Source organism: Rhizobium sp. P40RR-XXII, assembly GCF_012641405.1.
GTDB lineage: Bacteria > Pseudomonadota > Alphaproteobacteria > Rhizobiales > Rhizobiaceae > Rhizobium.
Genome location: NZ_JABAII010000016.1, coordinates 62,503 through 88,778 on the forward strand (window position 1 = coordinate 62,503; position 26,276 = coordinate 88,778).

Below are 26,276 nucleotides of genomic sequence, written 5' to 3' on the forward strand. Positions count from 1 at the left end.
ACTTACTTCCCCTGCATCGCAATGCGTGCGGTATGCTTCTCGTCGGGACCGAGATCGGATTTGTTCGCAACCCAATTCAGATAATCCCACGGCAGATCGGCCCACTTGGCACCCTTGTGCTTACCGAACGTCACATCGCGGAGAAGAACCGGGGCCGTCGTCAACCGGACGAGCTCATCGACGTTCGCCAGCATGAGGAGGCGAGACAGGATAAGCGCTGTGACGTAGGTATCAGGACCGGCGCGGTGTGGGGGCATGGCTCGATTGACGTCATCCATCTGCTCGTCGAGGCCCATCCAATAGCGGAGCACTTGGTTGGAGAACCCCGGAGCGTCTTGAAGGAGATGCTTGGCGCACTGCATGGTGCATATCCATCGCCGACCGCCGCCGGCAAAGAACGCTTGTTCGAACTTGCAATTATGGGCGGCGAATACATCAGCCGCGTCCATGCTTTCCATAAGCGTCCGCAAGCCGACGTCAGGCGACACAGCGCCAACCACATCAGCATCAGATATATGGTGAACAGCTCGCGTCTGCGGCGGGATGGGATGTCCTGGATTAACAAGAAAGTTAGTCGTAGGTCCTATCGTCCAATCTGCGGACAGATCGGTGAATCCAACTTCACAGATGGCGCGAACCTGATCTTCTGGAAACCCGGTGGTCTCGAAATCAACTACCCGAATTTTCTGCATTACGCTGCCTCCTTCTGCCCATACCGGCGGATGCGCTCGACAAGCTCTGCAAGCTCGTCATTGAAGCGATCGATCTCATCGGACATGGTCTTGATGTAAGCTTCGTCCCGATAGACGCGGACGGTCAGGACAGGCAACTTTGGCCAGTACGAGACGAAATCCCACCATTCCCGTTCCGAGACCCAGAGGTTGCCCTGCACCTGCGCGACGTGCTCCGGAGGCAGGCGGTTGCGTTCCAATCGGTCTATCTGGATTTCAGGAAGAGCGGTCTTGATCTCCAAGCCGCCGTTGTCGCCGATGAGGCTATCAGGGCTAGAGCCCTTCAGGCCGTTGCGGATGAAACCGACCTGGATAGGCTCGTTGCCCGTGATGAAGGCGTACTCTCTCCGAGCTACATCCTCCATTTCGTGGCCGCGTTCCATGTGGCCGTTGGAGAAAGAGACATTCGGCTCTCCGGTGTATATCTCGGCGGCAAGCTCACGCATGTACTTACTGCGGATCTTGCCTTCTCCCTTCGCCATGACCGTCGCGAACTTGCTGGCGGTCGGGATACCCATACGGGCGGCGAGCCATTCCGGAGAGTTCTGATCGCAATCAATGATCTGGAGCGTCATGCGGCGCTCCCTTGCTTGCGCTGGTTGGCGATATAGGCAACCCGCTGGCGGAGAGAGCCGACAACTTCATTGAACTGCCTCATCGGAATGTCGGTAACAGCGTCGACCTGCCAACGTTCGCAGAACACGGCCGGATCGACTTCGCCCTGCTCGATCAGATCTCGAATAACGGAGGCTTGAGCCTCGGTGATCTTCTTGGCCTGATCTTCGGTCTCATCGGCCTTCGCGCCGTCATCATCGGCAGCCGCTGCCAAGCCCAAGGCTGCCTTGAGCGTATAGCGCTGCAGGTATGTGACGGTCGAACCGATCGACTGAATGCTGTTCTTGTTCCCGCTCTCGTCCCTGCCGGCCATGAGGGTGTTTTCCTCGCTATGGCCCATGCGGTGGGAAACGATGCAGGTGACAACGATCGGCTGGTTCGGTTCTGCGGTTGTGCGGTACCGAACGGACAGGCCGAACTTGGAGAGGATCGGGGCGACGACGCTCATGATCGAGGCAAGGTCTTCGTATTGATAGTTCGTACGGCCTTTCCCCGTGGTGAAATCGACCTTACGACCCTTCTTGATCTCGGGGATTTCGGCCTTGGCGTTTGCCATTGCGTCTTCGAACGCCTTCCGCGCCTGATTGCGCTCCCAACGCTCGTGCAGGTCCATGAGCTTCGTAAGCGTCTCGACCGGCGCATTCTGTGACAGAGCACGATCAAGCATTTCCATGGGCGTCAGAGATGACGGAGCCACCGGCATGCGATCACTTGGGGTCTGAATTTCAACTGCGTTTGCCATCTTATTCGCCTCCATTGCTTGTTTCGCCTTGGCGACCACGCCGAGCGCGAGGGTGCCAATCTGCTGTTCAGTTCCTGGCGGATCGATTAGGTCACCCATGGTCGACACTCCTGTTTCGAAATGTTGATTGATTGTCAGCGCCGAGACGCGACTTGTTCCTGATGGGCAAGAGACCAGTTCCGATCGGCGTCACGCGCCATAGGGATCGAGACAAACGCGATGACGATCCCGAGGCTGATCAGCCAAATGGCCGTCACGGTGCGCCAGAATATGCGGTCTCGTTGCTGCTGGGCTTTGAGGGCGCGAGAGTTGATGTCCGCCAAGCGGGCTTGGATATCGGTCATGACCGGCCCTCCGCTTTGCGATTGCGGCTTTAGCCAAGACTATCGTCTGCTCAATTGGCTTGAAAACGCCTTCTCCCTTGGCGAGGCCGTCAAGAGATAACGTTGCCTCTCTGAGGGCTCCTAGCAGTTCAGGAGCGGCAGCGATCAGGCGAGCATTGGCCCGCATTTCATCAATGCGATGATATTCGGAGCGTCCATCCCAACCTTCGGGAGCATTCGGATAAACAGAGGCGATAAACTCGTCTCCTGCATAAACAGCGCCTGTCATAGAACGCTTATCGCTTGTCCATACGCCTTTCGTGTGCTTTGCCTCAGACATGATGCACCGTCACTTCCGCCACCATGGCAACGTCTGTGTCGTATGAGCGGCCTGCAGGCGTATCCTCGTCCTGATCGATCAGAGCCCTCTCCATCGCGACTACCAAGGTTTCAAGATTGTCCTGGCAGGACGCGAGACGGTTCCGGCGTTCCGAGGAGTTGATCGGGAGCGAAACTGCCTCGATCAGTTTCCGGTTCAGGCGATGCGTCGCCTCAATGGCATGCTCGATTTGAAACGTGTTCATCATGGCTGATCACTCCGCCGCAACTGAGTAGGGATAAGCCGGAGCAACCGGCGGGAAATGGTTGAAGACGCCCTTCCACTCGCGCTCACGGACCTGTTCAGTCGTGAGGCCGACCAAGCCGGTATGGAACGGCATGGGCTCGACGATGGTGTATAGCGGGCCGCCGAAGCCCTGCGCCTTCGCTTCCTCACGGAACTCATGGGCACGGCGGAGATAATCAAGATAGCGAGCCGAAGCCTTCGGGGCTTCCTTGCCGGCGCGGTGCAGTTCGCGGACCTTGCGGATCACATCGTCGAGGAGCTTCACGTATTCGCGCATCGCTTCGGCGTTGAGTTGGGCTGCGGTCGTCATCTCGATATCCTCCATTCAGAGCATCAAGGGGTGGTGTTGTTAGGCCGCGACCGGATCAGGGGTGTCGAACTCCGCGACTAGCGCTTGAAGCGCGGCGATCTCATTCTTGGCCTTAGCCGTCAGGCTCTCGGCCTCGACGGTCATCAGCTTTGCCATGGTCGCGAAGATCAGCTTCTGATTGACATTCAGGGCTTCGATGAACGCCTTCTTGGCAATGTCTTGATCCGACACGCTTAGGATGCTGCTGCATCCAGAATTTCCGTAATATCCGGCCCAACTATCGAAGCTTATGGTCAGCTTGAACGCCGCAAAACGGTCATCTCTGTTGAAGCCGTAGCCCTTCTTGTCGCAATGCGAATCCACCGCATACTTTTCGGAGTAGTGGTCATGAAAGCTAGCGAAGCTATCTGCCCCAGCTTTCAAAGCCTTGATTCGGTCGATCGTGGTCGTATTCATTTTCGCCATCCTCATAAGCGCGGCGGGGTTGTTCGAGGCCCGGGCCCCGCCGCTATCTCCGAGCTGCTGTTCACATGACGGCCTCCATGTTGGAATGGGCGTCACTCTGCGTTTCACCGCGATCCAGATCTGCCGAGGCGTCTTCGTGGTCGCTGTCTACGAAAATGACAATACCGATTTGGTATGGACACGTCAATACCGGATTGGTATAAAAAATCATGACCAGTCAGACCAAGCCGGTATCGGCCAGTTTTCACTCAAGACGATTCGATGAGATTTCAGAGCGCTATCCGCCCGAAGATGTGCGGGCGTATCTGACCATGCAGAGGCGTTGGATAAGGCGCGTAACGCAGATGCAGCACCTGACGCCGATACAGCGTTGTGCAGTGCTCTTCATCGGATCGTTCATGACCCCAAGCACACCATTCTGCTTCGCCGGGATGCACTACATCTGCAAGTGCGTCGGCTGCGAAAGGACGAGCGTCAACCGCGCGGTGACACAGCTCGAGCAAGATGGATATTTGAAGGTTGACCGCCAGAAACGAGGCGGGAACGTCTATCGAATTTCGTTCCCGATTTGACGGTTATTGTTGCTGGGCAGCAACCTATTTTATGTTGCTGGGGAGCAACCCTATATAGGCGGGGGCTGATATAGGCGGATTGTTATATTTTTTTAGTTTGGCTTATGAGGGAGGAGTTGTTGGAAGGGGATGGGAGACAGTCTCATGCTGCACCAGCCAAAGCGATATAGTGAACGCTCTCCACCGTGCCTGCCACGAACCGCAATTCTTTCACTGGATTGAACTGCTCAAGCACCAATTCCGCGGCATTGTGCCGAACGAATTTCTTGACGTAGGCGAGCAACGGCCCGTGCTCTTCAAGGCGGATCTGGGCGATAACGTAATCCCCCTTCTTCACCCTGCGCTTTGGATCGACGAAGCAAACCTCGCCGTCCTCGTATCTCGGGTACATGGAATCGCCTGACACCTGGACCGCATAGGCTCCAGAGATGTGCGAAAGAATGGGAGGTGCCATGACCTCGTACAGGATACTGCCATTCATGATGAACTCGCCGTCTAATCCACCCACCGCTTGTCCATAAACTGGGATTTTGCGGCCTACACCCTCCACTTTACCGCGAATTTCGGCATTTGGAAGTTCTAATGGATGAACGGATCCGGATTCAGGCTGAGATGCCGCAGCGCTGGGCATCTCAAACATCAGGGACGGAGCGATAGTGTCGAGGTGCGGCGCAAGGCGCTCGGCCCACTCCTTGGTGAGTTTCCGCTCGCCAGTCTCTAACCGCTTGATCTGAGGTTGCGAGGTGCCTGCCAGGTCAGCAAGTTGCTGCTGGCTCAACCCCTTCTTCTCTCTTAACTCTTTGATAGTGCTCATGTTCTTAAAATATACCGGGGTGGAATAAAACGCAAAAACCGGAATGGTATATTTTCGCTTGCGTTATCATGCCAATTTGGTATGGTTCCGTCATGACCCTAGAACAGTTTCTCAAATCTCAGGAACCCAAGGTTTCGCACGCTGCGTTCGGCGAATCCGTTGGCGTTACCCAGGCAACGATCAACCGGTATGTGCGCGGTGAACGTTTCCCGTCTCCGGACATGATCCAGAAAATCCATGTCGCCACCGGCGGCAAGGTATCGGTCAACGATTGGTATTCGACGATTTCTGAGGCTGCACAATGAGCCTCTGGTCGCTCGACATTGCATCCACGCCGCGCGATCGCCAGATCCTGATGCGCACGACGCGCGACGGCGACAAAGTCTTCGTCACAAACTGGCTTGAGCCGACGAAGCATTGCCCGAACGGCCGGTTCAACGGCTTCCCGGAAAATGCGAAGTCGCTGCTCGCTTGGTGCGAGATACCAGCTTTTGAGACCTCGCCGGAAATGGCGATCGGGGAGACTGGCATGGTGCTTGGGACGGGGAGGGAACGCCCCTTGTCCGTCGGCCTTCATACCGATGGTGACCCAGAAGCGCGGTTCGAAACCGACTCTCTCCACCAATCGGACGCCAGCGCAATCGCTGGAGTGAAGGCTAAGAGCCGACTCGCGAACGCGATGGCGTTGAACCGCTGGCGTCCGGTCATTTCCATCTCGACGATTGCGGGAGCGGAGCATGAAGCCGCGCGAAGCTGTTGGCCACGACTGGCTCGAAGACTTCCGTCAGCGCTTCGCTGATGAATTTCCCGATGAACCAGAAAATGCCGTCGCACGCCGCGCTGTCGAGCGCAACGTCGCGGCAGATCGTAAGCAGGCCGAAAGACCGAGGAGGGCGTCATGAACCATTTCCAAGTGGGGCAGAAGGTCGTTTCGCTGAAAAGCGCATGGTTCAATGACGAAGAAGGCTTCCAGATGCGTACTGACCTGCCCGTCATGGGGCAGGTATACACGGTGGCTAAGGTCAGCGCCGACGACGCTGGCGTCTTCATTGCGCTCTGCGAGTTAGATCCGTTTTCACTCTTCCTGAGCACGCATTTCCGCCCGGTCTCGGAACGCAAAATCGACATCAGCCAATTCAAAGCCATGCTGAACCCTCAGAAAGAGCAGGTGCCGGCATGACCGCGATCATCCTTGAAGTCGCCCTCGCATCGGTCATCATCATAGGCTTTGCCGCAACGACGCTTTGCGCCTGCGCGTGCCGCATGTCTGGCCGCATAAGCCGTGAGGAGGGACGCGGCCAATGAGCGACGTTCTCCTCGGCCTCCAATACTGCGCCGGCGCCTTTGGGATCATCCTGGCCGCCATCGTCTGCATGTTGCTCCTGATGTGGGTCATTCGGCTGATTTACGGCAGCACCGCCGATCCGACCGATATCGGTGCCCCGGAAGGCGACCCACGCAATTTCCGTCTTCGCTCCATCGATGACGATCACTTCTGGGAGGATCTGTGATGGCTGAGATCAACGTCATTCCTCCATCGGATTCGCGCGAGAGCCGTCTCTACGAAGCTCTGCGCGCCAAATATCCATATTCACTTCGAGTGCAGACAGTCGCTGGCCTGATCGGTCTTTCTTGGCGGGATGATCCGCTCAGGTCTTTCACGCTGCTTTGCATCTCATTTCACCGTCTCAATCAGGAGCTTCTCGGTACCGGCTGGCAGGCCGTGCGCACCGACGTAACACCTGAGGCTTTCTATGCGCTGTCGCCGGTCGCCGAGAGCTAGTTCCTTTCAAACCATCCCTGCCGCGACAACGGATTAGTCGCACAGGGAAAATCGAAAATGTCCGAAAAGCAGTTGGGAAAATCCGAAATGTCTAGCGTCGATTTCGCAGCACAAGCTCTCCAACGGTACGTCGCACCCAAGACCGACGGCCACAACGTGAAGGATCGCATCCGTCTGGCGGCACGTCGGATGAACTGGTCTTTCTCCCGCACCAAAGACGTTTGGTATGCCGACCCGCGCGTATCGATCGATGCAGACGAACTGCGGGCAATCGAGGAAGCATCAGGAGTCAAATATGGCCGCATCGAAGTCAGAACCATCGATGAACTCATCGCAAAAGCAGACGCTCTCTTGGACGGCCCGGAAGCGGATTTCTATCGCCCGTTGGTTGATGGCTTCCGCGCGTTCATTCGGGCTCTGGATCGCACCTGAGCTGAAATAGGGCGCCTCGAGCGGGCGCCTTTTTCTTTGTCCGAAACCTTCGGATTTTTCCGACCACGTTTCCGAAACGGCGAAAAATGACAATTGCAGTGGACGATATCAGAAGCGCCATCGACCGAATGGTCGACCGGGTTTCCAGAACTACCGGTGACCGTATGAGCGCTATGGCCTCTGTCGCCCGCAAGTGTGGAATGCAGTCGCGGACTCTCCGCCGGCTTATCAACGGCGATACGAAGGCCACGGGCCTGCACACAGCCATCAACATTCGAGAGGCCTACAAGGTGCAACTGCGACGGCTAATCGCTGAAATGCAGGGAGAACTCGATGCTGAGGAAGCCAAGGACGAGATCATGGATGTCTGGTCTTTCGATCAGCAGATCGCAGCCCTGGAAGCCAAACTCATGGAACGCAAGGAGGCGTTGAAAAATGGCAACTAGTGAAAGCACGAAAGCAATCAACGACAAACGGCAGAAGCTGTTCGCCTATTATTTCCGCAAGGAACTGGCTGAAGCGATCATCCAGAAGGAAAGCGCAGCCCGAAAAACCGCCAACCGCAAGGTTGCCAAGGCTTCCGACCCGACTTTCACCGGTCAGAAATTTGACCACTACATCAAGGCCCATTTGGGCGAGGATGATCAAAAGCCCGTTGATCGTCTTAGGTCTGATCGCGAAAACCTCGAATGGCTAGGGCTTATTCCATCCACCAAAGGCGATCTCCTCGCCAAGGTCGATCGTGTCGACAAGGAAGGGATGATCCGAGCCAAGGGCTACAAGGCCGGTCTCCTCGGCCTGGACCGGGTATCGGGCTACGACGGCGGCAGCGCCGACGACAAGATGTTCCTCGAATCCTACGACGCTGGAAAGAAGGAATACGAGACCGATCTCCCGGCCATCCTGAAACAGATGGAAGCTGAGACGACGAAGGAAGCGCCGCCGGCGTCTGGCTTTGACCCGTTCGCCATGTCGCAGCCGACCGGCAAGCCTAACTGACGTTCCCCGGCGGTTCGCTCTCCTCCCAAGGCTTGAGCCGCCCAACTAGCCGTCGCGAATGGCGGCGATTTCTTCCATCGAGGGACAGATGAGTTTGAACGTTAAGGTACAGGCAAAAACGGAAGAGATATTGGAGAGCGAGGCCGCATTCTACGGCGTAAATGCTACCGCTCTCGCCAAGGCTATCATCGACAAGGTAGTATCAGGCGGACTTACGCGAGACATCCTGCAAGGCGTCGATGTCGTTTCCTATCAGGAGCGCCGCCGTGGCCGTCCCATTCGGAGGGCGGCATGAAGATTTTCGGTTTCGATCCTTCCAAGTCCACCGGTTGGGCCATCTTCGAGCCAGAACTGCAGAAGATCGACCGTAACTATTCCAGCGTCAAATGCGGCGTCTTCCAAATGCCCGACAAGGCTGATCACTATTATACCGGCGATCAGATCGGGCTAAAGGTTGCGGCGCTCATCCGCGAGCATGGCAAGCCGGATTGGGTTGTCCTCGAAGAGCAGTCGCTTGCCAAGATCGGCAACACCAGCGCCGATGCGATGTTATATCCGTGGATTAGTACCACAGCCATCGTCTCGACGATCGCCAACTTCGGTATCCCATATGGCACTCTGCCGCCGGCAACCTGGCGCAAGAGCTTCTACGGACAGACCTTCAAACCGCCGCTCGATAGCAAGGGGAAGAAGGACTGGAAAGCCGCTGCTGTCAGCCAATGCGAGTTGATCGGCATCAAGCTCCCCACGCAAAAGATTTTGGCCCATAACGCCGCCGAGGCCTGCGCATTGGCGATCTGCTGGGGCGTTAGAGAAATGAAAGTCCACGCCGGCCGGTACCAACAGCCGCTTATGGATCTCCGGATGCAGCGCAACGAGCGCGCGGGAGCGGCGGCATGATCCAATTCCTTGACGGGCGCGTGACGCTCTACTCCGGCGATTGCCTTGAGGTTCTCGCTTCCATGCCGGAGAACAGTGTCGATAGCGCGGTTTGTGATCCACCATACCATCTAACCAGCATCGTCGAGCGGTTCGGATCCGACGACGCGAAGGAAACGAAGGCGAGCGGTGCCACGGGCGTCTTCAAGCGCTCTGCCGCAGGCTTTATGGGAAAGCAGTGGGACGGCGGCGATATTGCGTTTCAGGTTGAGACCTGGCGGCAGGTTCTGCGTGTCCTCAAACCCGGTGGCTATCTGCTCGCTTTTGCATCGACGCGCGGTTTCGGCCGCATGTCAGTTGCGATCGAGGACGCTGGATTTATCAATCATCCGTTGATCGCTTGGATCTTTGCCTCCGGTATGCCGAAGGCCACAAGGATCAAAGCCTGCGCCGTCGATGGACCGTTTGCTGGCATCGACGTTGATGGCTGGCGCTACGGTGGGCAGTCTCTCAAGCCTTCAATTGAGCCGATCTATATGGGCCAGAAGCCTTTCAGTGAAGACAATGGCACGCTGAACATCCTTCGCTACGGTACCGGCGCAATCAACATCGATGGATGTAGAGTGGCTGGAGAAAGCACTTCACGGATCAACCGTGCGGAAATCGGATATCACGGCGGCAACGTCGAGGATGAATACGAAACTGGTTCGCAGAATGGACGGTGGCCCGCCAATCTCATCCTCGATGGCAGCGAAGAGGTTATCAGTGCGTTCCCGAACGCTCCTGGTCAGCAACGGGCATCTTCGGACACGGAGCGTTCGCAAGGCATCGTCTACGGATCAATTAAGGTCAACGGCACGCAAGATTACCAGCCTCGTGATGGTGGCGGATCGGCCGCAAGATTCTTCTATTCCAGCAAGGCGGACGCGGACGATCGCATCGGATCGAAACATCCGACCGTAAAGCCGGTCGATCTGATGCGCTACCTCGTTCGTCTTGTGACGCCACCGGGCGGCACGGTCCTAGACTGCTTCGCCGGTACCGGAACTACGGGTGAGGCGGCTTGGCGCGAAGGCTTCAACGCCATCCTTATCGAGCGCGAGCCTGAATATCAGCAAGACATCGCCGAGCGCATGCGTCTTTGCCTGTCCGGCCCAGACGAGAAGAAGCGCGAAATCATCAAGCGTCGCGGTCTTGCAGACGATGATGCCGGCCCGTTGTTTGGGAGCGCAAAATGAACGAGATGCCTAATCGCCGCGACTTCTCCTCCGACACGCGTCTGCTCGATGGCATCTCCGCAGACGATATCTTCGCCGCCGAGGAAGCCATTATCGCCGGCATCCTCAACAACAATAGCCTGGCGGCCTCCTGCGGCCTTGAGCCAACGGATTTCTCCGAGCCGCTGCACCAAACGTTCTATTCGGCAATCCAGCAGCTTTGCGCCGGCCACCAGATAGCCGATGCCTCGACGCTCAAGCCTTTCGTGCCGAAGGTGGTAACCAACCTCGAAATCACTCCCGCCAAATATCTCGATCAACTCCAAAAGTCAGGCTTTTACACGATCCCACAGGAATTCGACGCGAAGGTTCAGATCGTCAAGGGCGCGTCGATGTCCCGGCAGTTGTCTCGGGAAGCGGATTTCATTGGGGAACTGGCGAAGGAAGGCCATTCACTCCTAACCCTCGGCGAGGAGATCGAAGGCATCGAACAACGCCTCAAAGAGATGCTCTCGCGTTTCTCTGACACGAAGGCGGTCAAGTCGCCGGGCTCGCAATATCTAGCGGCCTTCAATGCCTCGAGCCGTCGTGATGGCGTCAAGGGTGTGCCAATCGCTCTGCCGGAGATCGCCCGCGTTCTTTCGGAGCCGGTATTCGAGGCCGGGAACCTCTATGGGCTGCTTTCATCGTCGGGCGAGGGAAAATCGTCCCTGACGATGCAGCTTATCTATCATGCGGTCTATGAGGGCCACCCGGTCCTTTTTCTTTCTTATGATCAGTCGGCGGCACAGTGCGTGCGGCAGATGATCGCCCAGGTTCACCAGATCAGCGTCAGTCAGCAACGCGAGCCGCTGCGATACATGTCTCAGACTGAGCAGGATAAGTGCGTGGGCTTCGCCACATGGATCAATGAGCAGCCCTTTGAGATCATCCGATGCCAGCGCGAGGGAGTCGACAGGCTCGTCGCCTATGCCCGACGTTTCATCAAGAAGCGCGCCAACGGCAAGACGCCGTTCATCGTTCTCGACCACATCGGCAAGGTGAAGCCGAAGAATGACAAGCTCTCCGCCGACAGGATCTCCGGCGACGTAACGGTTGAACTGAAGGCCTTGGCTGATGAAATCGGAGCCTCGGTCCTCGTGCTCAATCAGCGCAACGGCGAAAGTGGAAAGCGCCAGAACCCGCGGCCGATCGCCAAAGACCTGTACGGCGGCGAGAACGCCCGCGCCGACTATGACGCGATCCTCACCCTCTACCGTCCCGAGAAATACAAAAAGGAAATGGAGAAGGTCGCGGCAACCGCGGCTGATTGGAAGATCATCAACTCCGTTTTCGGGTCTGACATCGACGGTCTTGCGGAGCTCGCTTCGATCAAGGTTCGCTTCGGTGATCCTTCCATCGTCGAGCGGGTGAAATTCGAAGCGGAATACACACGGTACCGGTCCAATCAGCCGGAGCGGACGGCGGAGTTGTTCTGATGATAGCTCTTCTCGATAACGGCCAGGACCTGGAGCAGTGCGCAAGGGAGATTGGCGGCCCGGTCGGCCAGTTGCTCACTCCCCTAACCAGTTACACCCTTCGGGCTGACAAGTTCGCTATCGACAACGGAGGCTTCAACGAGGTCGATGTGGACGGGGTCATCCGCCTGATGAAGCGTGAAGAGCAAAACCGCGATAACTGCTTCTTTGTTACAGCGCCCGACGTCGTTTGCTCCGCGCGACGGACTGCCGAACTCTTTCACCATTTCAAGCCACTGTTCAAAGGCTGGCCGGTCGCATTCGTGTGCCAGGACGGCCAGGAGAACCTGCCAATGCCTTGGGATGAGATCGACGCGATTTTCATAGGGGGCTCGACGAATTGGAAATGCTCGCAGCATCCGATCCACCTCATCAAGGCTGCGAAAGCTCTTGGGAAGTGGGTTCATGCAGGTCGCGTGAATACAGCCCCGAGGATGAAGCACTTCGAAAAGCTCGGTGCCAATAGCTACGACGGTACCGGCATCGGTCGATACACCCATATGCGGCAAGCGATTGCTGACCGCCACCTTCAAGGAGACTTTCTCGATGCGTAATACGATCGCCCTGACCGCAGCCTTTGCGGCTACGATCCCGCTTGCCAACTGGCTTATCGGCAATGTCGGCACCCTCTGCATCCCGAACGGGCCTTGCCTGCTTCCGGTTGGCTTTGGCCTCACCGCTCCGAGCGGCGTGCTTGTCGTCGGCGCTTCCCTCGTGCTGCGTGACATGGTCCATGAAGCGGGAGGTGCCAAAGCCGCCCTGATTGCCATCGGTATCGGCGGCATCCTATCGGCACTCTTCGCTACGCCTGCGCTACTAATTGCGTCCGTTCTGGCTTTCACGCTGGCCGAGTTGGCCGACCTGGCTGTTTATGCCCCGCTGCGCGAGCGCCGCCTTTGGCTGGCCGTCCTGCTTAGCGGCATTGCCGGTGCCATAGTAGACAGTGCCGTGTTCCTCTGGATCGCCTTCGGCTCGCTCGAATTTATCGAAGGGCAGATCGTCGGCAAACTGTGGATGACGCTCATCGCGCTGCCCTTCCTTTGGTTTGTCCGTCCTCAAAGGATTGCAGCATGAGCAACAAATTCGACTTTGGCAGCATGCCCGTGCGTGGCGGCTTCATCGCCTTCTATCGGATGGTCCACCACTCGAAAAACTTCGTCCTTCGCGATGGTGCCCACGACATCATCTTTGCGACGGCCGCAGAGGCCAGGGAAGCCGCCGGCGAAGCCTTCAAGGCCTACCTCAATAGCCCGATCGGGTCGGCAACCTTCGACACGGCCACGCCGAAGAAGGTGCAGCGCGCGGCGGCTGAGAAACTCTTCCGTGGCGGCGGCAAGGTGATCGAGGTCGAGCGGCGGAGGATGCCAGCATGATGCAAGTCGACGCAAAGATTTATGCCACCGGCGCCGAAATGGTTGTGGCCTACGCTGCAATTGTCCTGCAGATGCGCAAGACCCAACAGCGCGTCATTGCCACTAAAATGCCGAAGAAGAGTTTTCCGGCGCCTAGGATAATCCATGTGCGCGAGGACGCAAACTTCCACGTCCGTCTCTTCCATGCTTGGCAGGTGACCCAAGCCGAAAGCACTGCGCCGATCGATTTCATCCGCGCCTCATGCTTCCTGATTGGCATAACCTACGATGATTTGGTGGCAGACCGCCGTAGAATAGAGTGGATGCGTATTCGCCGGTCAATGATCATGGAGACGGCTGACCGATATCCAAACCTCTCCAGCGTGCGCCTTGGGCTGCTCTTCAAACGTGACCACACCGTCATCCTCGGCTGCTTGAACCGTTCCTATGAGGCTCCAAAGCACAATGCCAAACTGACAGAGCAGCAAGTTCGCGCGATCAAGCATCGCTGCGCACAGTATGACGAACTGCAGAAGGATCTCGCCGCGGAATATGGCGTGAGCCGCGCGACGATATGTTCCATCGCGACCGGTCGGACATGGAGGGATGTCGGTATATGAAATACCCAGATGCGGAGGCGATCTTTCAGGAATTTGACATTCGCATCGTCCCCGCAAATGTCGTGCCGGCTGTTGGGGAGACGAGGGCGGTTGCTACTCTTCACAGGATAGCAAAGCGACACGGCTCAGATCATGCAAGATTCGTCGTCATGGCCTTGGCAGATTGTGCAAACAATGCCGCCGCACTCGACGAAACGGGACTATGGGCAACCAGTGATATCGTCTTGGCATTCAGGAAGAACTATCCGAATATCATGAACAACGATGTATCGCGCTTCCTTGCCTTCTATGACGCCGTACCGGTTGGCCTGCTACAATATTGGTGCATGGGCCTGGACGGCATCACAAACAAGCGAGCAGCGCTCACAGGGCTTATATGGGAGCGTGCGTGCAGAGTATTCGGCGAACCTCAAGGCGAGCTTTTTGACGGAAGGATAACTGCATGATGTTCACAGGGCGTGAAATTGGAGAACGATTTATCCGAGCCGTTCAGATCATGGAAGGCTTGTATTCGGGGTCTCCGAGCGGTGGTGGATCATCCTGGATAGCGATCCCGTACACTCAGGCCGATAAGAACGGCTGGGGATCGGAAAGACTTGCTGCAGAACGGCAAGCCTTCTGGAATTCCATCAACCGTTCGCCGAGGCCGTGGGAGATCACCGAAGCCGAGGAAACACTTGCATGGCTGTCTCACGTCCCTGATGAGGAGGAGCGCTTATGTCTCACCTCATGGGCCCGCTGCATGGCGTCGAGGTACATCTTCAAGGACTGGTGCAAGGCCAGAGGCATCCATCCTGAGACAGGTCGGCGCAGAAAAGAACGGGCCATATTGCGAATTATGCTGTTTTTGAGCCGAAAGACGACGCAGCATAACGAAATTGATATATCGAGCCTGTTGCCCGATACGGCCGAAAACGGCTATAAAAACGTCAACATCGGAGAAGAAGCGACATCATGGATGGCAGACGGCGCGAAGCCGATGGCCTGTGATTTCGATAGAACGCTTGAGCGGTTCGACTGGGCAGAAAAGCAAAACCAGAAGCGCCGGCAACGTGACGCTGAGAAGCGCAGACGGCAGGCGGCATAGAATACGAGGGGAAGCCGACGCGCCCCGACCTATGAGGAGCCTTGGCCACCTGAGGGTGATGCCGCCAAGGCCCGTCGGCCAAGGCCCTTGGAGCCAATCTCTGCCATCGTGATCAGTTGCTCGCTAGCGGCAGCCAGGATATAGCGAGAAGCAGAGTGTGACATTTGTCACTAGGCCGACAACTGCCGAATCGAGTTGGCGTCGCGATGGCGGCGGTAAGATAAACCCAGATCCAAGGCTTCGGCCTGAATGCGGTGCGGCGCGTTATCACCATCATGATTCGCCGAAAGGCAACGAGATCGGGAAGGTTGCAAGTTTGGCCCTCTGAAAGCGTGAACCGTGCGCTAAGAGCTCCTACGAGGTGAAAGCTTGCCTAAAATGGCACGGGTTTCCTTCTCGATACCTCCAATTTGCGCAGGCAGGGCAAACGGTAAGCCGCGTGGCTCATAACCTCGAAATATCCGGTTCAATTCCGGAGCCTGCAACCAGATCGGGAAGAGGTGACATCTATCCGCCCATGCTAGGGCATGGCTTCCCGGTACCAATCAGCCCGTCACCATCCGGTGGCGGGTTTTTCATTTGGAGATCGTAATGACCTTCACCGTCACCTTTGGTTGGTGGCTGCTGCCGTTGGCTGTGACCATCGCCTGCTATCTCGTCGCCATCTCTAAATTCAGCCGCGGCGGAGGCGACTATAGCTTTCCTGAGTTCTGGAACGGCATCCTCGTACTGCTGGCGACAATCCCGGCTCTGATCGCGTGGCTGTTGTGGGCGCTCCTTGCGTAGCCGATCGTATCCACGAAATACAGCCCGACGAGATCACCTCGGGACAGCCACCGGCGGCATGACTCGCCACCTCGCAATCATAGCGGCCGTCATTGCCATTGCATTCATTGCGGCAGCTATCATCGGCTGCTCTCACTATCAGCCTCCGGGCGAAAACCTTTGGCTGACGGTGCGATGACTGGTGAAATGACCGTCATCGATCTCCAAGCCAAGCGCTCAGAGCGCGAGCGACCGGCCCCAGACCTCATCCATATCGATGACGACGGCCGCGAGATGCGCACTTATGCCCTCGAATACAAATTCGCCGGCGGAACTTGGGCAATCAGCCTCATAGCCTACTCAATGCAGGATGCCGAGGAACGCGTAAGCGCGATGCGCGAGAGCTTGATGCTCTGCGGTGAGCTGCACGCGATGATCAACGGAGAATAAATCATGGCAGGCAATCCAATATCTCGCTCGTCGGTCGAATGGATCGGCCCGGCCGCCACCTCCTTCGATATCACCCCGCATGCGACCAACACCTTCACGGCGACGCGCAAAATCATCTGCGCCGCTGGTGGGACGCTTGCTGTTCGCTTCGCCAATGACGCTGCAGACCGGTCTCTGACCCTGCTCTCTGGCGTCGAATACAATTTCTCCATCGTCGCCGTTCGTGTCACCGGCACGAGCGCTACCGGCATTGTCGGAATGTACTGACCCTCTTCCAAAGCAACCAGCAACGATAAGGAAGCAATCACATGGCAGCGTTTCACTCCCTCTATGGCCGCAAGTTCGGCGTCGAGCCGGCATCCGGCGCTCTCGTCTCCGATCAGGGCACTAAGACGGCGGTCGCAACCGGTACCGGCGCGACCGGTACGGCAACCCTGAACAAGACGCAGGGCAAGATAACGACCGGCGCTCTCACCACGGCAGCAGCCGCGACCCACGTCCTCACGCTGACCAATAGCGCGATTGCCGCCGGCGATACCGTTTTCGTCACCGTTGGCAAGGGTACCGCCACCACAGGTACGCCGACCGTCTGCGATGTCACGCCTGGCGCCGGCTCGGTCGTCATCACCCTGCAGAACATCCACGCAAGCGCCGCCATCAACGGCACGCTCGTCGTCGGCTACCTCGTCATGAAGCCGTAAGGAGATCGCTTCCATGAAGGCGCATCACAAGAAATTGGTCACGGCAGCCGCCGCGGCCCGCAAGGCTCTGAATACCGAGAAGGCCAAGGCTGAGAAGCTTCAGGCCTCCTTGGACGAGAGCCATGCTCAAATCGCCGCGCTCGCCGGCTCTCTCAGCGAAATCGAAAGCGAGGCTGCCGACAGTGGCCTCTCCGTATCGGAACTCCACGCAGCCATCAAAGGCTGAAGCATAGGCTTGGAGGCAACAAGCTATGGCTCCCCCAAAGGGAAACAAGAACGCGCTGGGCAACAAAGGCGGCCGTCCAGGAACCTATAATCCATCCTACTGCGCCCGTGTCATCGCGCTAGGGAAGGCGGGGAAAAGCCAAGTCCAGATCGCCGTTGCTCTCGATGTTGCTCGTTCAACTCTACAATCGTGGGCGGATCAACACATCGAGTTTTCGGCAGCCCTTACGCGTGCGAAGCAATGCGAGCAGGCTTGGTGGGAGGATATGGGTCAGAATGGCCTGACCGCGGACAAGTTCAATTCCGCTGTATGGTCCAAGTCGATGTCGGCTCGCTTCCGGGATGATTACACCGAGCGCAGAGAGCTGGCAGGTGTCCCGGATCGCCCGATCGAGACGAAGGAAGTCAGCTCCCGCCGCGATCTCGCTCGAGCAATTGCCTTTGCGCTAGCTCAGGGCTTGCAGGATAGCCCCACAGAATGACCGTAGCCGGCACGCTTGATGACATCCTGAGGCGCTTCGACGCTCTACCGCAGGAATATCAGGATAAGCTTCTTGCGGACACTCACGCGGCCATTGACGGCAAGCGCAAGCTGCCTAACCCTGGCCCGCAGACGGATGCTTATTTCTCGCTCGCTGATGAGATGTTCTACGGCGGCGGCGCTGGAGGCGGAAAGAGCTTCCTCGTCTGCCTGCTGGCCATCAATGAGCACAAGTATTCGCTGATCCTTCGCCGCATCTCGAAGAACCTGAAGGGTATCAAGCGCGAAATCCAGGGCATCCTTGGTACCTCGGAAGGTTTCAATAGCCAGGACGGGATATGGCGGCATCCTAACGGCGTCATCGATCTCGGCCACTGTGAGCACGAGGCGGACAAGGAGAATTATCAGGGCGTCCCGCACGACCTGAAGGCCTTCGATGAGATCACGCAGTTCTCTGAAAGCCAATACACCTATATCATCGGCTGGAACCGATCGGCTGATCCTAACCAGCGCTGTCGTGTCGTCTGCACCGGCAACCCGCCGCTGACATCGGAAGGACAATGGGTCACCAAGCGCTGGGGACCATGGCTTGATCCGAACCATCCGAACAAGGCCAAGCCTGGCGAGCTGCGCTGGTACACGACAATCAACGGTGAAGACATCGAGGTCACACCGGACTATCTTGGGCCGAAAGGCGAGAAGCCAAGGTCGCGGACCTTCATCCCGGCTCTGCTTGAGGACAACCCAGACCTCGCAGACACTGGATATGCATCGGTCATCGAGGCTATGCCAGAGCCACTCCGCACTATGATGCGCGAAGGCCGCTTCGATGTGGCCACCGCAGACGCTGCATTCCAGGTCATCCCGACGCAATGGATACTGCAGGCGCAAGCACGGTGGACGCCAAAGCCACCGGATCGGCTTGGTATGACGATCCTAAGCCACGATGTGGCCCTTGGCGGCGGCGATGCCAACACATATGCCCGTAGGCACGGTCACTGGTTCGATGAGATCGTTTCGGACAAAGCCAAGGGGGCAATCGATCCGATCGATCTAGCGGCCCGCACTGTGGCGCTGATGCGCGATGGCTGTGATGTCGTCATCGATATGGGTGGCGGCTATGGCTCCGGCGTCTTCTCGCATCTGAAACACAACGTCGCCGGCATCCGTCTTCATGCCCACAACGGATCATCCGAGAGCGGCAAGCGCACGAGAGATGGAAAGCTCAAGTTCGCCAACAAGCGATCTGAGGTGCACTGGCGCTTCAGGGAGGCATTGGAGCCGAACCTCGGTGAGCCTGTGGCTCTGCCGCCGGATCCCGAACTACTCGCCGATCTTGCAGCCCCGACGTGGAAGCTAACGCCGCGTGGCATCCTGATCGAGCCAAAGGAAGACATTAAGAAGCGTCTTGGTCGCTCTCCTGACAAGGGAGACGCCGTGGTCAATGCTTGGTCTTACGGGCAGACAGCCGTTGAGGTTCGCATCAGGACACACAACGGCACCGCAGGCAGCCGCCCTAAGGTCAACCTTGGTCACGCCACCATGAAAAAAAGGAGATAGCCGATGGGCGGTCTATTCGGTTCCAAAACCCCAGCGCCGACGCCGGTTCAGGCTATGCCCGATACCGAAGACCCGGCGGTCAAGGAAGCGCAGAAGCGCGCCGCCATGGCTGCCACGCAACGTTCCGGCCGCACGTCAACGGTTCTCACCACGCCGGCAACGCGCGCGCCCACAGGCACCACAGGAGCAGGGACAACGGCCTACGGCAATAGCCTCCTTGGGCAGTCCAACTGATGAGCGATAGCGTAGCACGCGAGCTGTGCCGGATCGGAGGCAGCCTGTTCAGCAAGAAATTGCCGTGGGACAGCCTGTGCCAGGACATCGCGGATAACTACTATCCGATGCGCTCGGACTTCACGCGCGAACTGGCTCTGGGTGATGACTTCACCACGAACCTGATGGAGTCCTATCCGGTTCAGGCCCGTGAAACGCTCGGCAACGCGCCGTCTGCGATGCTGCGCCAAGGCGATTGGTTCGACATCAAGACCGGCCGCGAGGAGATCGACGAAGATCCATCCGCCGCCCGTTGGCTGGAATATGCCACGAAGCGCTATCGCCGTCTGGTTTATGACCGCCGGGCGAAGTTCACGGCCTCGACGATCGAGACCGATCACGATTGGGTCGCCTTCGGCAATGGTGTGATCTCGACAGAGGAAAGCCCGACGCGCGATCACATGCTCTTCCGCGCTTGGCATCCCCGCGACTGTGCTTGGATGATCAATGATGTCGGCATCGTCGACCATCTCCAGCGCAAGATGAAGAAGACGGCCCGCAATCTGAACAAGCTTTTCAAGGGAAAGGTCCATTCGGATATCGAGCAGGCGGCCAAGCTAGAACCGGCGAAGGAATTCAATCTCCGGCATGTCGTGCTGCCGACTGATGAGGTCTATGGCGACGACAAGACCATGCGGCGCAAGTATGCCAAGTTCCCGTATCTCTCGATCTATATCGATATCGATCATGAGATGATGCTTGGCGTGGCCGGCCTTCCGGTCTTCAATTATACCGTCCCGCGCTGGCGCACGCTGTCGAACATTCCGCAGGGCTTTTCACCGGCCACGATCAACTCGCTGCCCGATGCGCGCATGATCCAGCAGATGGCCCGCATCATCCTCGAGCAGGGCGAAAAGGCCGTCGACCCGCCGACGGTGGCCAAGGGCGACATGTTCCGTGATGCGGTGAATATGTATGCCGGCGGCATGACATATGTGGACATCGAGTCCGACGACGACATCCGCAAGCTGTTTCAGACGATCGAGACCGGCAACGTATCGATCGGCATCGAGCTCAAGAAGGATGTCCGCGAACTTCTTGCCGAGGCCTTCCTGCTGAACAAACTCTTCCTGCCTGATACGCGGGAAATGACGGCCTACGAGACGCAGCAGCGCATGGCCGAATTCCGCCGTGCTGCATTGCCGTTCTTCGGCCCTATCGAAACGGAATACCATCTGCCGTTGCTCGACAACGGTTTCCAGCTCGCCCTTCACAATCAGATGTTCGACTATGGCGAAATGCCGGACATCCTCAAGGGTGAAGAGGTGACGTTCATCTTCGAAAGCCCGCTGAACACGGCCGAAGGTCGATCCGTCGTGCAGTCGTTCCAAGAGAGCATTCAGATCATCGCCGCCGGCGCGCAGTACGATCAGAGCATCCCGCAAAGCATGGATCTGAACAAGATGACGACCGATGCGATCAAGGGCACCGGCGCCCCAGCCGATTGGTTCAAGAACGAGAAGGTTGTCGCCGAGGGCAAGGCGCAACAAGACCAGATCGACGGGCTCACACAGGCCGCGTCGGCGCTCAACGATGGCTCCATGGTGGCGAAGAACGTCGCCGACGCCTCGGTGGCGCTCCAGCAGGCAGGATTGCAGTAACCGCGACATAGGAGGCAAAAGCTATGTCCATCTCGAAAGTGAAGGTCGACGAGCGCCACGAGCGGCTCATGATGGCGCTGGGCGACACCATCCAGAAGTTCACGCAGCAAACCCCGATGACGCATGAAAGCATCGTCGGGGTTCTGGCATTCTGCACCGGCGCTGCAATCGGCCAGGCGAAGACCAGAGGCGAGCGCTTCGAACTCCGCAAGATGGCCGACGCCAACGTGGACTATGGCACGCACGCCGTCACGGGGAGCGCGGCTTCGAGCCGGCTTATCCTGCCGGAGCATGTCGCATGAGAAAGCTATTCCCCGCTCTCGCGCTTTTCAGGCGGACCAGCAGCCGCACAACGTTCAATATCGCGTCGTGGCACTCGCCCCACAGCCTTACTTGGTCGTGGATCCTGAGCATTAGGCGGCATGAGGTCCGCTGGCCGAAACCATACGCCATTCGCAACAGTATGGGATTTGGAGCTGGTCTCGGCACTCTGCTATCTGCCTACGCCTACAAGACAAACCACGGATGGACGTGGGACATCTGCCTTCTCTGGTGCGGTATCCACTTCACGCGCCAGTCGCCTATGTGGTTCCGCGACATGTACTGGCGGAAGGTGGAAGAAGAAGAGGCTAACACCGCAGCGCGCCGCGCAGCCGGGACGCTCCAATGACCGCCAAGCCAGCCGCCTATGACAAGGAAGTTCTCTACGCCTTCCGCGCGCTCTTCGATGGCAAGGCAAACGATGGGCAGCAAAAGCGGGCCATGGAATGGCTGCTGCTCAATGCCTGCCATATCGGCCAACTAAGTTATTCCGCCAACGAGAGAGACAGCGCCTTTAGCGAGGGAGAGCGTCATATCGGGCTTCAAGTTGCCCGCATGCGCGAGCCCGAGGCGTTGAAGCTGATCGAAGGCCGATCACGCGCCGAGAAGATGGCGGCGGCCACGAAACCTGAGGCAGGCCGCAAGGCCGGTGAATGAGGCAAACATGACTGAGGCAAACCAACAGATCATTGATGACCCGGCAAATACACCCCCCGCTGGCGATCCGCCCCCCACAGACCCGCCAGCATCCGATCCACCCGTCACCCCTCCTGCAGGCGATCCGCCAGCCGGTGACCCGCCGGCAGACCCGCCGAGCGATGGAGCAGGCGACCCTCCTGCTGCTCTTCCTGACAATTGGCGCGAGCTAGCCGCCGGCGACAATGAGGATCAGCTCAAGCTCCTGAAGCGCTACGGCTCCCTGACCGGCGTCGTCAAGGCCCTCCAGGAAGCGCAGAACACCATCCGTTCCGGCAAGATCAAGCGCGATATGCCGGATGCCAGCGACACCAAAGCCATGGCCGAGTGGCGCAAGGAGCAGGGCATTCCGGATAGTCCGGAAGGCTACAAACTGCCCGAGCCTGTCACCAAGCGCATTGTTGACGCCGACAAGCCGGTGCTGTCGAGCTTCACCGAATTCGCCCATGCCAAGAACGCTCCTCCGGCTTTCGTCGAGATGGCGGCGGAATGGTATGTCGACATGGCCGAAAAGGCTGCCGAAGTCCAAGGGCAGGCGGATACCAAGGCCCGCGAGGATGCTGAGGACGCGCTTCGCGACAACTGGTCCCGTGACGAATACAAGGGCAACATGCAGTTGGCTAAGCGCTTCATGGCTGGCGCTGGCGACATCGGAGACGCATGGACAGAGGCCCGTCTTCCGGATGGCCGGCGCCTTGGTGATATAGCAAGCTTTGTCCAATGGGCGTCCGATCAGGGCCGCAATGCCTTCGGTGATGTGGTATTCTCGTCGAGCGACGCAGAGGCAAAGCACACCAGCCGGCGTGCTGAGATCGAGAAGACCATGAAGACCGATATCGGAAAATATTACGAGGAAGGCATGGACAAGGAATATGCCCAAATCCTCGAGCGAGACAGCAAGCGCAAGTAAGCGCTTGCCTCATACCCGCTAACACGAAGGCTACCCCGGCAACGGCCCCTGAGTGAAGGCCCCCCACCATCGCCAAGCGTGAAAGCCCCGGACCATCAGCGGCTACCCCGGCAACGGCCCCGCATGATCTCCGGCCACCCTCGATTGCTCCGGCCCAAATCCCCTCCCTCAAATCTTGAAAGGAGAGCCACATGTCGATTGAAGCGGCAGTGACTCAGTACCGTAAAGAGTTTGTGGCGGCTTTTGAGCAGCGGACCAGCCAGCTCAAGGCGTCCACGACCAAGGAAAGTGTCATCAACGGGAACACGGCCACGTTCCTTGTCTCCGGTTCCGGCGGCGATACCGCTGTTACCCGTGGCACGAACGGCCAGATCCCGTATGGCAACCCGACCAACTTGCAGCCTGTTGCGACCCTGGTCGAAAAGCATGCGCCCTATGAGCTGACGAACTTCAATATCTTCGCCTCCCAAGGCGATCAGAAGCGCGTCATGCAGATGGCATCGATGGCCGTCATCAACCGTGACATCGATCTGACCATCCTTGCCGAGCTTGCCAACGCGACCAACGACTTCCCGTCGACGGCGCAGACCGCAACGCTCAACATGGTGACCGGCGCACAGGCCATCCTCGGCAACAATGATGTCGACGTCGAAGACGAAAACAACATGTTCGCCGTAATCTCCCCGGCCTTCCGCGGCTACCTCCTGCAGACGACGGAATTCTCTTCCGGCGACTTCGTGGAGTCCAAGCCGATGAGCGGTCCCGCCCGGAAGTTCTTCCGCTGGGCCGGCATCAACTGGATCGTCTCGAGCCGGGTCACCGGTCTCGGTACGGCCGCCGAAATTTGCTACATGTATCACCGTGACGCGATCGGCTACGCCGTGAACGTCGGCGAGGAAAAGATCGCCATCGGCTACGACGAAAAACAGGACACGTCCTGGTCGCGCGCCACGGTCTACCATGGGGCAAAGCTTCTCCAGAACAACGGCGTCGTGAAGATGACTCACGATGGCTCCGCGTTCGTTGCCACGTAAGGAGACCTGAAAATGGCCTACGTACCCGATAACCTCATCCTTCTCGACACCCAGATCGGCGGCTATAGCCCCCGGCGCTGGGGCTACACCACGGCAACCGATGCTGACGCCACTATCGTGGGCGCCGGCTATTTCTCGGATGGCGTGACCAAGGGCATGAAAGTGGGCGACCTCGTTGCTGTCGTCGCCACGACCGGCCCGAAGTACAAGCTCTATCAGGTCGCATCCGTGAGCGGTGCTGCGGCAACCGTCGCAGCACCGACCGCTATCACCTGATGTCTTCATCGCGGCTTCGGTCGCGATGTTGCCTCCATCGCTGACCGGATACGGGCGGCGGCCATCTCTCCCGCCGCCGCTCGTTCTCCGGTTCGCTGGATCTCCCTTCCACCCATGAACTGAGGCAACCATGAAAACCCTTCACCCCACGAAGATGCGCAATGCAGCCGAGTATGTCCGCACGCAGCATCACGTCATCGTCGATCCGGATCACACGATTGAAGACGTCCTGAAGCCCGGCTATTGGGCTCATCACGCCGAACGCATCCGCGTCTATGATCTGATCGACGTCATCCACAATGATTTCGATCTCACGCTGCGCGTCACCGGCAGGGGTATCGGCTTTGTCGAAACCCGCGTCCTTCGCGCATGGATATCGGACGATGCGGAAGTCAGCCCATCATCCAGTCAGCCGGCCAAGGTCGAAGCCGATATTCCGGATGGCTATGTGGTGGATCACACGCCGAAGACCGGCTGGCGGGCTCGCCTGAAGGACGGTGGAGCGGAGATCAGCCGGAACCACAAATCCAAGTCCGACGCTATCCAGGCGGCTATAAATCATGCTGCTCGTGCTCAAGGTATCGCAGCATGAGCGAGGATTTCTCCAATCATCCAAAGACGATAGGCGAGCTGCAGCGCGAGCGCACCGATTCGTGTGACGTCGGCACGCCTCGCGACATCCTCATTGAGATGCTTCGAGAAATCGACAGTGGCATCTCGAAGCCGTCAGCGATGGTGATCTGCTACCGCGAGGAAATTGGCGGCGAGAGCTACTCCCGCTTCCTCAGCGCATGTCCTGATGGGCTGGTGGCGCAAGGGCTGTTGTCCCGCATCATCTGGCGCATGAACGAGTAGGAACAACCATGGCTGACCGTCTTGCGATCTACCGCGGCGCCCTGCGTCTTCTCGGGCCATCAAACCTTGCGTCTCTGACCGAGGACAGGCCCGAAAAGCTGGCCTTGGACGGTGCTTGGACGGATGCCGTCAACTTCATGCTCGAGCAAGGCATGTGGCATTTCGCCATTCGGACGGCTCAGTTGCAGCCTGACACGGACGTCGAGCCTTTGTTTGGCTTCGACTATGCCTATGCCAAGCCCGAAGATTGGGTGCGAACGGTCTCGATCTGCTACGAGCCCACCTTCCGCGAAGGCATCCGGCAGTATGAGGACGAGACCAGCTACTGGCATACGTCGTGGAGCACGCTCTATGTCCGCTACATCTCCAACGATGATGCCTATGGCTGGAACATCGGGGCATGGCGCGTTCACTTCGCCAAGGCTCTTGAAGCCTATCTCGCCTTTGAATGCGGCCTGCCTATTTCATCGGACAAAGGCAACCGCAACGATCTCTATACGCTGTTCAAGTCCCGCCTTCAGGATGCCAAGACCAAGGATGCGGTGGACGAACGGGTGAGAGAGAAGCCTCCGGGCCGCTGGACGCGTTCCAGACAGCAAGGATATCCGGGGAGCCGGCGCGGTGAGTAAGCAGAATATTTATGCACAGACGTTCAACACGGGCGTGCAGGACAAGTCTGCCTTGGCGCGCACTGACCTCGAGCGGATGAGGCTTGCTTCGGAGGTTCAGACAAATTTCCTTTGCAAGGCCACAGGTCCTGCTTTCATGCGGCCCGGCTTTGGATATATCGGATCGGCGATCGGCAGCGATGAATGCTTGCTGAAACCATTCGTGTTCGGGGCAACCGATGCGGCCCTCTTGGAATTCTCCAATAATAGCCTGAGCATCATCCTTGATGATGAACCGCTTACTCGCGTCGCTGTTTCGAGCACCGTTACCAATGGTGATTTTTCATCCGCAACGGGATGGAACACGGTCGGCAGCAATGGCGGGCAGGCAACGATAGCGGGCGGCGCACTGACGCTGAACGCTGTTTTCGTCAATG

At 58.0% G+C, this 26,276-nt stretch carries 46 protein-coding genes and 1 tRNA gene; 38 read left to right on the forward strand and 9 right to left on the reverse strand.

Features of this window, described 5'->3' with window-relative positions; all coding sequences use genetic code 11:
• Positions 1 to 2: 2 nt before the first annotated feature.
• The 7 genes from HGP16_RS25300 to HGP16_RS25330 all read right to left on the reverse strand — a co-directional run bounded on the left by HGP16_RS25300 (position 3) and on the right by HGP16_RS25330 (position 3,802).
• Entirely contained in the window at positions 3 to 692 is a 690-nt protein-coding gene (locus HGP16_RS25300; protein ID WP_168842744.1) for an exonuclease domain-containing protein, read from the reverse strand.
• Positions 692 to 1,306 carry a lambda exonuclease family protein gene (locus HGP16_RS25305; protein ID WP_168842745.1) on the reverse strand — a complete coding sequence of 205 codons (615 nt, stop codon included), beginning with the start codon at positions 1,304 to 1,306 and terminating at the stop codon, positions 692 to 694. Before HGP16_RS25305 ends, HGP16_RS25300 begins: the two co-directional genes overlap by 1 nt.
• Entirely contained in the window at positions 1,303 to 2,187 is an 885-nt protein-coding gene (locus HGP16_RS25310) for an ERF family protein (protein WP_168842746.1), read from the reverse strand. The genes HGP16_RS25305 and HGP16_RS25310 overlap by 4 nt, the downstream gene beginning before the upstream one ends.
• Positions 2,188 to 2,277: 90 nt before the next feature.
• Positions 2,278 to 2,751 carry a hypothetical protein gene (locus tag HGP16_RS25315; protein ID WP_168842747.1) on the reverse strand — a complete coding sequence of 158 codons (474 nt, stop codon included), beginning with the start codon at positions 2,749 to 2,751 and terminating at the stop codon, positions 2,278 to 2,280.
• Complete coding sequence (locus tag HGP16_RS25320) at positions 2,744 to 2,998, reverse strand: hypothetical protein (RefSeq protein WP_168842748.1); 255 nt, start codon at positions 2,996 to 2,998, stop codon at positions 2,744 to 2,746. Before HGP16_RS25320 ends, HGP16_RS25315 begins: the two co-directional genes overlap by 8 nt.
• Positions 2,999 to 3,004: 6 nt before the next feature.
• Positions 3,005 to 3,346, reverse strand: coding sequence for a hypothetical protein (locus HGP16_RS25325; protein WP_168842749.1), 342 nt, complete (start codon positions 3,344 to 3,346; stop codon positions 3,005 to 3,007).
• A gap of 39 nt (positions 3,347 to 3,385) precedes the next feature.
• A complete protein-coding gene (locus HGP16_RS25330) occupies positions 3,386 to 3,802 on the reverse strand; it encodes a hypothetical protein (RefSeq protein ID WP_168842750.1) in 417 nt (138 codons plus the stop codon).
• 218 nt (positions 3,803 to 4,020) lie between these two features.
• Between HGP16_RS25330 and HGP16_RS25335 the strand changes: the two genes are divergently transcribed.
• A complete protein-coding gene (locus HGP16_RS25335; protein ID WP_168842751.1) occupies positions 4,021 to 4,383 on the forward strand; it encodes a helix-turn-helix domain-containing protein in 363 nt (120 codons plus the stop codon).
• Positions 4,384 to 4,525: 142 nt separating this feature from the next.
• Here HGP16_RS25335 and HGP16_RS25340 read toward each other — a convergent pair whose 3' ends face one another.
• The gene (locus HGP16_RS25340; RefSeq protein WP_168842752.1) at positions 4,526 to 5,197 is read right to left on the reverse strand and encodes a helix-turn-helix transcriptional regulator; all 672 of its coding nucleotides are present in this window, start codon (positions 5,195 to 5,197) and stop codon (positions 4,526 to 4,528) included.
• 92 nt (positions 5,198 to 5,289) lie between these two features.
• On the opposite strand from HGP16_RS25340, the gene HGP16_RS25345 reads away from it, so the two are divergent.
• The 37 genes from HGP16_RS25345 (at position 5,290) to HGP16_RS25520 (ending at position 25,860) form a co-directional block, all read left to right on the forward strand.
• The gene (locus tag HGP16_RS25345) at positions 5,290 to 5,502 is read left to right on the forward strand and encodes a helix-turn-helix transcriptional regulator (RefSeq protein ID WP_168842753.1); all 213 of its coding nucleotides are present in this window, start codon (positions 5,290 to 5,292) and stop codon (positions 5,500 to 5,502) included.
• Positions 5,499 to 5,996: a hypothetical protein gene (locus tag HGP16_RS25350; RefSeq protein WP_168842754.1), complete on the forward strand. Its 498-nt coding sequence runs from the start codon at positions 5,499 to 5,501 to the stop codon at positions 5,994 to 5,996. The genes HGP16_RS25345 and HGP16_RS25350 overlap by 4 nt, the downstream gene beginning before the upstream one ends.
• 99 nt (positions 5,997 to 6,095) lie before the next feature.
• Complete coding sequence (locus tag HGP16_RS25355; RefSeq protein ID WP_168842755.1) at positions 6,096 to 6,377, forward strand: hypothetical protein; 282 nt, start codon at positions 6,096 to 6,098, stop codon at positions 6,375 to 6,377.
• Positions 6,374 to 6,502, forward strand: coding sequence for a hypothetical protein (locus HGP16_RS34445; protein ID WP_281408253.1), 129 nt, complete (start codon positions 6,374 to 6,376; stop codon positions 6,500 to 6,502). The genes HGP16_RS25355 and HGP16_RS34445 overlap by 4 nt, the downstream gene beginning before the upstream one ends.
• Positions 6,499 to 6,708, forward strand: coding sequence for a hypothetical protein (locus HGP16_RS25360; RefSeq protein WP_168842756.1), 210 nt, complete (start codon positions 6,499 to 6,501; stop codon positions 6,706 to 6,708). The genes HGP16_RS34445 and HGP16_RS25360 overlap by 4 nt, the downstream gene beginning before the upstream one ends.
• Complete coding sequence (locus HGP16_RS25365) at positions 6,708 to 6,980, forward strand: hypothetical protein (RefSeq protein WP_168842757.1); 273 nt, start codon at positions 6,708 to 6,710, stop codon at positions 6,978 to 6,980. Before HGP16_RS25360 ends, HGP16_RS25365 begins: the two co-directional genes overlap by 1 nt.
• Before the next feature lie 57 nt (positions 6,981 to 7,037).
• The gene (locus HGP16_RS25370; protein WP_168842758.1) at positions 7,038 to 7,412 is read left to right on the forward strand and encodes a hypothetical protein; all 375 of its coding nucleotides are present in this window, start codon (positions 7,038 to 7,040) and stop codon (positions 7,410 to 7,412) included.
• 86 nt (positions 7,413 to 7,498) lie between these two features.
• Positions 7,499 to 7,858 carry a hypothetical protein gene (locus HGP16_RS25375; RefSeq protein ID WP_168842759.1) on the forward strand — a complete coding sequence of 120 codons (360 nt, stop codon included), beginning with the start codon at positions 7,499 to 7,501 and terminating at the stop codon, positions 7,856 to 7,858.
• Positions 7,848 to 8,411, forward strand: coding sequence for a hypothetical protein (locus HGP16_RS25380; protein ID WP_168842760.1), 564 nt, complete (start codon positions 7,848 to 7,850; stop codon positions 8,409 to 8,411). The genes HGP16_RS25375 and HGP16_RS25380 overlap by 11 nt, the downstream gene beginning before the upstream one ends.
• An 88-nt stretch (positions 8,412 to 8,499) precedes the next feature.
• Positions 8,500 to 8,706, forward strand: a complete 207-nt coding sequence (locus HGP16_RS25385; RefSeq protein WP_168842761.1) for a hypothetical protein — start codon at positions 8,500 to 8,502, stop codon at positions 8,704 to 8,706.
• Positions 8,703 to 9,311, forward strand: a complete 609-nt coding sequence (locus HGP16_RS25390) for a crossover junction endodeoxyribonuclease RuvC (protein WP_168842762.1) — start codon at positions 8,703 to 8,705, stop codon at positions 9,309 to 9,311. The genes HGP16_RS25385 and HGP16_RS25390 overlap by 4 nt, the downstream gene beginning before the upstream one ends.
• Complete coding sequence (locus tag HGP16_RS25395) at positions 9,308 to 10,528, forward strand: DNA-methyltransferase (RefSeq protein ID WP_168842763.1); 1,221 nt, start codon at positions 9,308 to 9,310, stop codon at positions 10,526 to 10,528. Before HGP16_RS25390 ends, HGP16_RS25395 begins: the two co-directional genes overlap by 4 nt.
• Entirely contained in the window at positions 10,525 to 11,985 is a 1,461-nt protein-coding gene (locus HGP16_RS25400) for a DnaB-like helicase C-terminal domain-containing protein (RefSeq protein WP_168842764.1), read from the forward strand. Before HGP16_RS25395 ends, HGP16_RS25400 begins: the two co-directional genes overlap by 4 nt.
• On the forward strand, positions 11,985 to 12,578 hold the full coding sequence (locus tag HGP16_RS25405) for a hypothetical protein (RefSeq protein WP_168842765.1): 594 nt from the start codon (positions 11,985 to 11,987) through the stop codon (positions 12,576 to 12,578). Before HGP16_RS25400 ends, HGP16_RS25405 begins: the two co-directional genes overlap by 1 nt.
• The gene (locus HGP16_RS25410) at positions 12,571 to 13,098 is read left to right on the forward strand and encodes a VUT family protein (protein WP_168842766.1); all 528 of its coding nucleotides are present in this window, start codon (positions 12,571 to 12,573) and stop codon (positions 13,096 to 13,098) included. Before HGP16_RS25405 ends, HGP16_RS25410 begins: the two co-directional genes overlap by 8 nt.
• Positions 13,095 to 13,397, forward strand: coding sequence for a hypothetical protein (locus tag HGP16_RS25415; RefSeq protein ID WP_168842767.1), 303 nt, complete (start codon positions 13,095 to 13,097; stop codon positions 13,395 to 13,397). The genes HGP16_RS25410 and HGP16_RS25415 overlap by 4 nt, the downstream gene beginning before the upstream one ends.
• Positions 13,394 to 13,996 (forward strand): hypothetical protein, encoded by a 603-nt coding sequence (locus tag HGP16_RS25420; protein ID WP_168842768.1) that lies wholly within the window; start codon positions 13,394 to 13,396, stop codon positions 13,994 to 13,996. Before HGP16_RS25415 ends, HGP16_RS25420 begins: the two co-directional genes overlap by 4 nt.
• Positions 13,993 to 14,442, forward strand: coding sequence for a hypothetical protein (locus HGP16_RS25425; protein ID WP_168842769.1), 450 nt, complete (start codon positions 13,993 to 13,995; stop codon positions 14,440 to 14,442). Before HGP16_RS25420 ends, HGP16_RS25425 begins: the two co-directional genes overlap by 4 nt.
• On the forward strand, positions 14,439 to 15,083 hold the full coding sequence (locus HGP16_RS25430) for a hypothetical protein (RefSeq protein ID WP_168842770.1): 645 nt from the start codon (positions 14,439 to 14,441) through the stop codon (positions 15,081 to 15,083). Before HGP16_RS25425 ends, HGP16_RS25430 begins: the two co-directional genes overlap by 4 nt.
• Before the next feature lie 413 nt (positions 15,084 to 15,496).
• A tRNA-Met gene (locus tag HGP16_RS25435) sits at positions 15,497 to 15,571 on the forward strand.
• Positions 15,572 to 15,674: 103 nt separating this feature from the next.
• Complete coding sequence (locus tag HGP16_RS25440; protein ID WP_168842771.1) at positions 15,675 to 15,869, forward strand: hypothetical protein; 195 nt, start codon at positions 15,675 to 15,677, stop codon at positions 15,867 to 15,869.
• 186 nt (positions 15,870 to 16,055) lie between these two features.
• Positions 16,056 to 16,298 (forward strand): hypothetical protein, encoded by a 243-nt coding sequence (locus HGP16_RS25445; RefSeq protein ID WP_205927558.1) that lies wholly within the window; start codon positions 16,056 to 16,058, stop codon positions 16,296 to 16,298.
• A gap of 3 nt (positions 16,299 to 16,301) precedes the next feature.
• Complete coding sequence (locus HGP16_RS25450; RefSeq protein ID WP_168842773.1) at positions 16,302 to 16,565, forward strand: hypothetical protein; 264 nt, start codon at positions 16,302 to 16,304, stop codon at positions 16,563 to 16,565.
• 41 nt (positions 16,566 to 16,606) lie between these two features.
• A complete protein-coding gene (locus HGP16_RS25455) occupies positions 16,607 to 16,999 on the forward strand; it encodes a hypothetical protein (protein ID WP_168842774.1) in 393 nt (130 codons plus the stop codon).
• 13 nt (positions 17,000 to 17,012) lie between these two features.
• Entirely contained in the window at positions 17,013 to 17,225 is a 213-nt protein-coding gene (locus HGP16_RS25460; protein ID WP_168842775.1) for a hypothetical protein, read from the forward strand.
• A 25-nt stretch (positions 17,226 to 17,250) separates the two neighbouring features.
• The gene (locus HGP16_RS25465; RefSeq protein ID WP_168842776.1) at positions 17,251 to 17,706 is read left to right on the forward strand and encodes a hypothetical protein; all 456 of its coding nucleotides are present in this window, start codon (positions 17,251 to 17,253) and stop codon (positions 17,704 to 17,706) included.
• Positions 17,703 to 19,265: a terminase family protein gene (locus HGP16_RS25470; RefSeq protein ID WP_168842777.1), complete on the forward strand. Its 1,563-nt coding sequence runs from the start codon at positions 17,703 to 17,705 to the stop codon at positions 19,263 to 19,265. The genes HGP16_RS25465 and HGP16_RS25470 overlap by 4 nt, the downstream gene beginning before the upstream one ends.
• 3 nt (positions 19,266 to 19,268) lie before the next feature.
• Entirely contained in the window at positions 19,269 to 19,499 is a 231-nt protein-coding gene (locus tag HGP16_RS25475; RefSeq protein WP_168842778.1) for a hypothetical protein, read from the forward strand.
• A complete protein-coding gene (locus HGP16_RS25480) occupies positions 19,499 to 21,139 on the forward strand; it encodes a portal protein (protein WP_168842779.1) in 1,641 nt (546 codons plus the stop codon). Before HGP16_RS25475 ends, HGP16_RS25480 begins: the two co-directional genes overlap by 1 nt.
• 23 nt (positions 21,140 to 21,162) lie before the next feature.
• Positions 21,163 to 21,441, forward strand: coding sequence for a hypothetical protein (locus HGP16_RS25485; protein WP_168842780.1), 279 nt, complete (start codon positions 21,163 to 21,165; stop codon positions 21,439 to 21,441).
• A gap of 364 nt (positions 21,442 to 21,805) precedes the next feature.
• Positions 21,806 to 22,117, forward strand: a complete 312-nt coding sequence (locus tag HGP16_RS25490; protein WP_168842781.1) for a hypothetical protein — start codon at positions 21,806 to 21,808, stop codon at positions 22,115 to 22,117.
• Between the two features lie 7 nt (positions 22,118 to 22,124).
• Complete coding sequence (locus HGP16_RS25495) at positions 22,125 to 23,066, forward strand: hypothetical protein (RefSeq protein WP_168842782.1); 942 nt, start codon at positions 22,125 to 22,127, stop codon at positions 23,064 to 23,066.
• Positions 23,067 to 23,257: 191 nt separating this feature from the next.
• The gene (locus HGP16_RS25500; RefSeq protein WP_168842783.1) at positions 23,258 to 24,100 is read left to right on the forward strand and encodes a phage capsid protein; all 843 of its coding nucleotides are present in this window, start codon (positions 23,258 to 23,260) and stop codon (positions 24,098 to 24,100) included.
• A 12-nt stretch (positions 24,101 to 24,112) separates the two neighbouring features.
• Positions 24,113 to 24,376: a hypothetical protein gene (locus HGP16_RS25505; protein WP_168842784.1), complete on the forward strand. Its 264-nt coding sequence runs from the start codon at positions 24,113 to 24,115 to the stop codon at positions 24,374 to 24,376.
• Between the two features lie 130 nt (positions 24,377 to 24,506).
• Positions 24,507 to 24,968, forward strand: coding sequence for a hypothetical protein (locus HGP16_RS25510; RefSeq protein ID WP_168842785.1), 462 nt, complete (start codon positions 24,507 to 24,509; stop codon positions 24,966 to 24,968).
• Positions 24,965 to 25,231: a hypothetical protein gene (locus tag HGP16_RS25515; protein WP_168842786.1), complete on the forward strand. Its 267-nt coding sequence runs from the start codon at positions 24,965 to 24,967 to the stop codon at positions 25,229 to 25,231. The genes HGP16_RS25510 and HGP16_RS25515 overlap by 4 nt, the downstream gene beginning before the upstream one ends.
• An 8-nt stretch (positions 25,232 to 25,239) precedes the next feature.
• A complete protein-coding gene (locus tag HGP16_RS25520; RefSeq protein WP_168842787.1) occupies positions 25,240 to 25,860 on the forward strand; it encodes a hypothetical protein in 621 nt (206 codons plus the stop codon).
• Between the two features lie 96 nt (positions 25,861 to 25,956).
• Here the strand turns inward: HGP16_RS25520 and HGP16_RS33810 are convergent, their stop codons facing one another.
• A complete protein-coding gene (locus HGP16_RS33810; RefSeq protein ID WP_205927559.1) occupies positions 25,957 to 26,274 on the reverse strand; it encodes a hypothetical protein in 318 nt (105 codons plus the stop codon).
• Positions 26,275 to 26,276 lie beyond the last annotated feature (2 nt).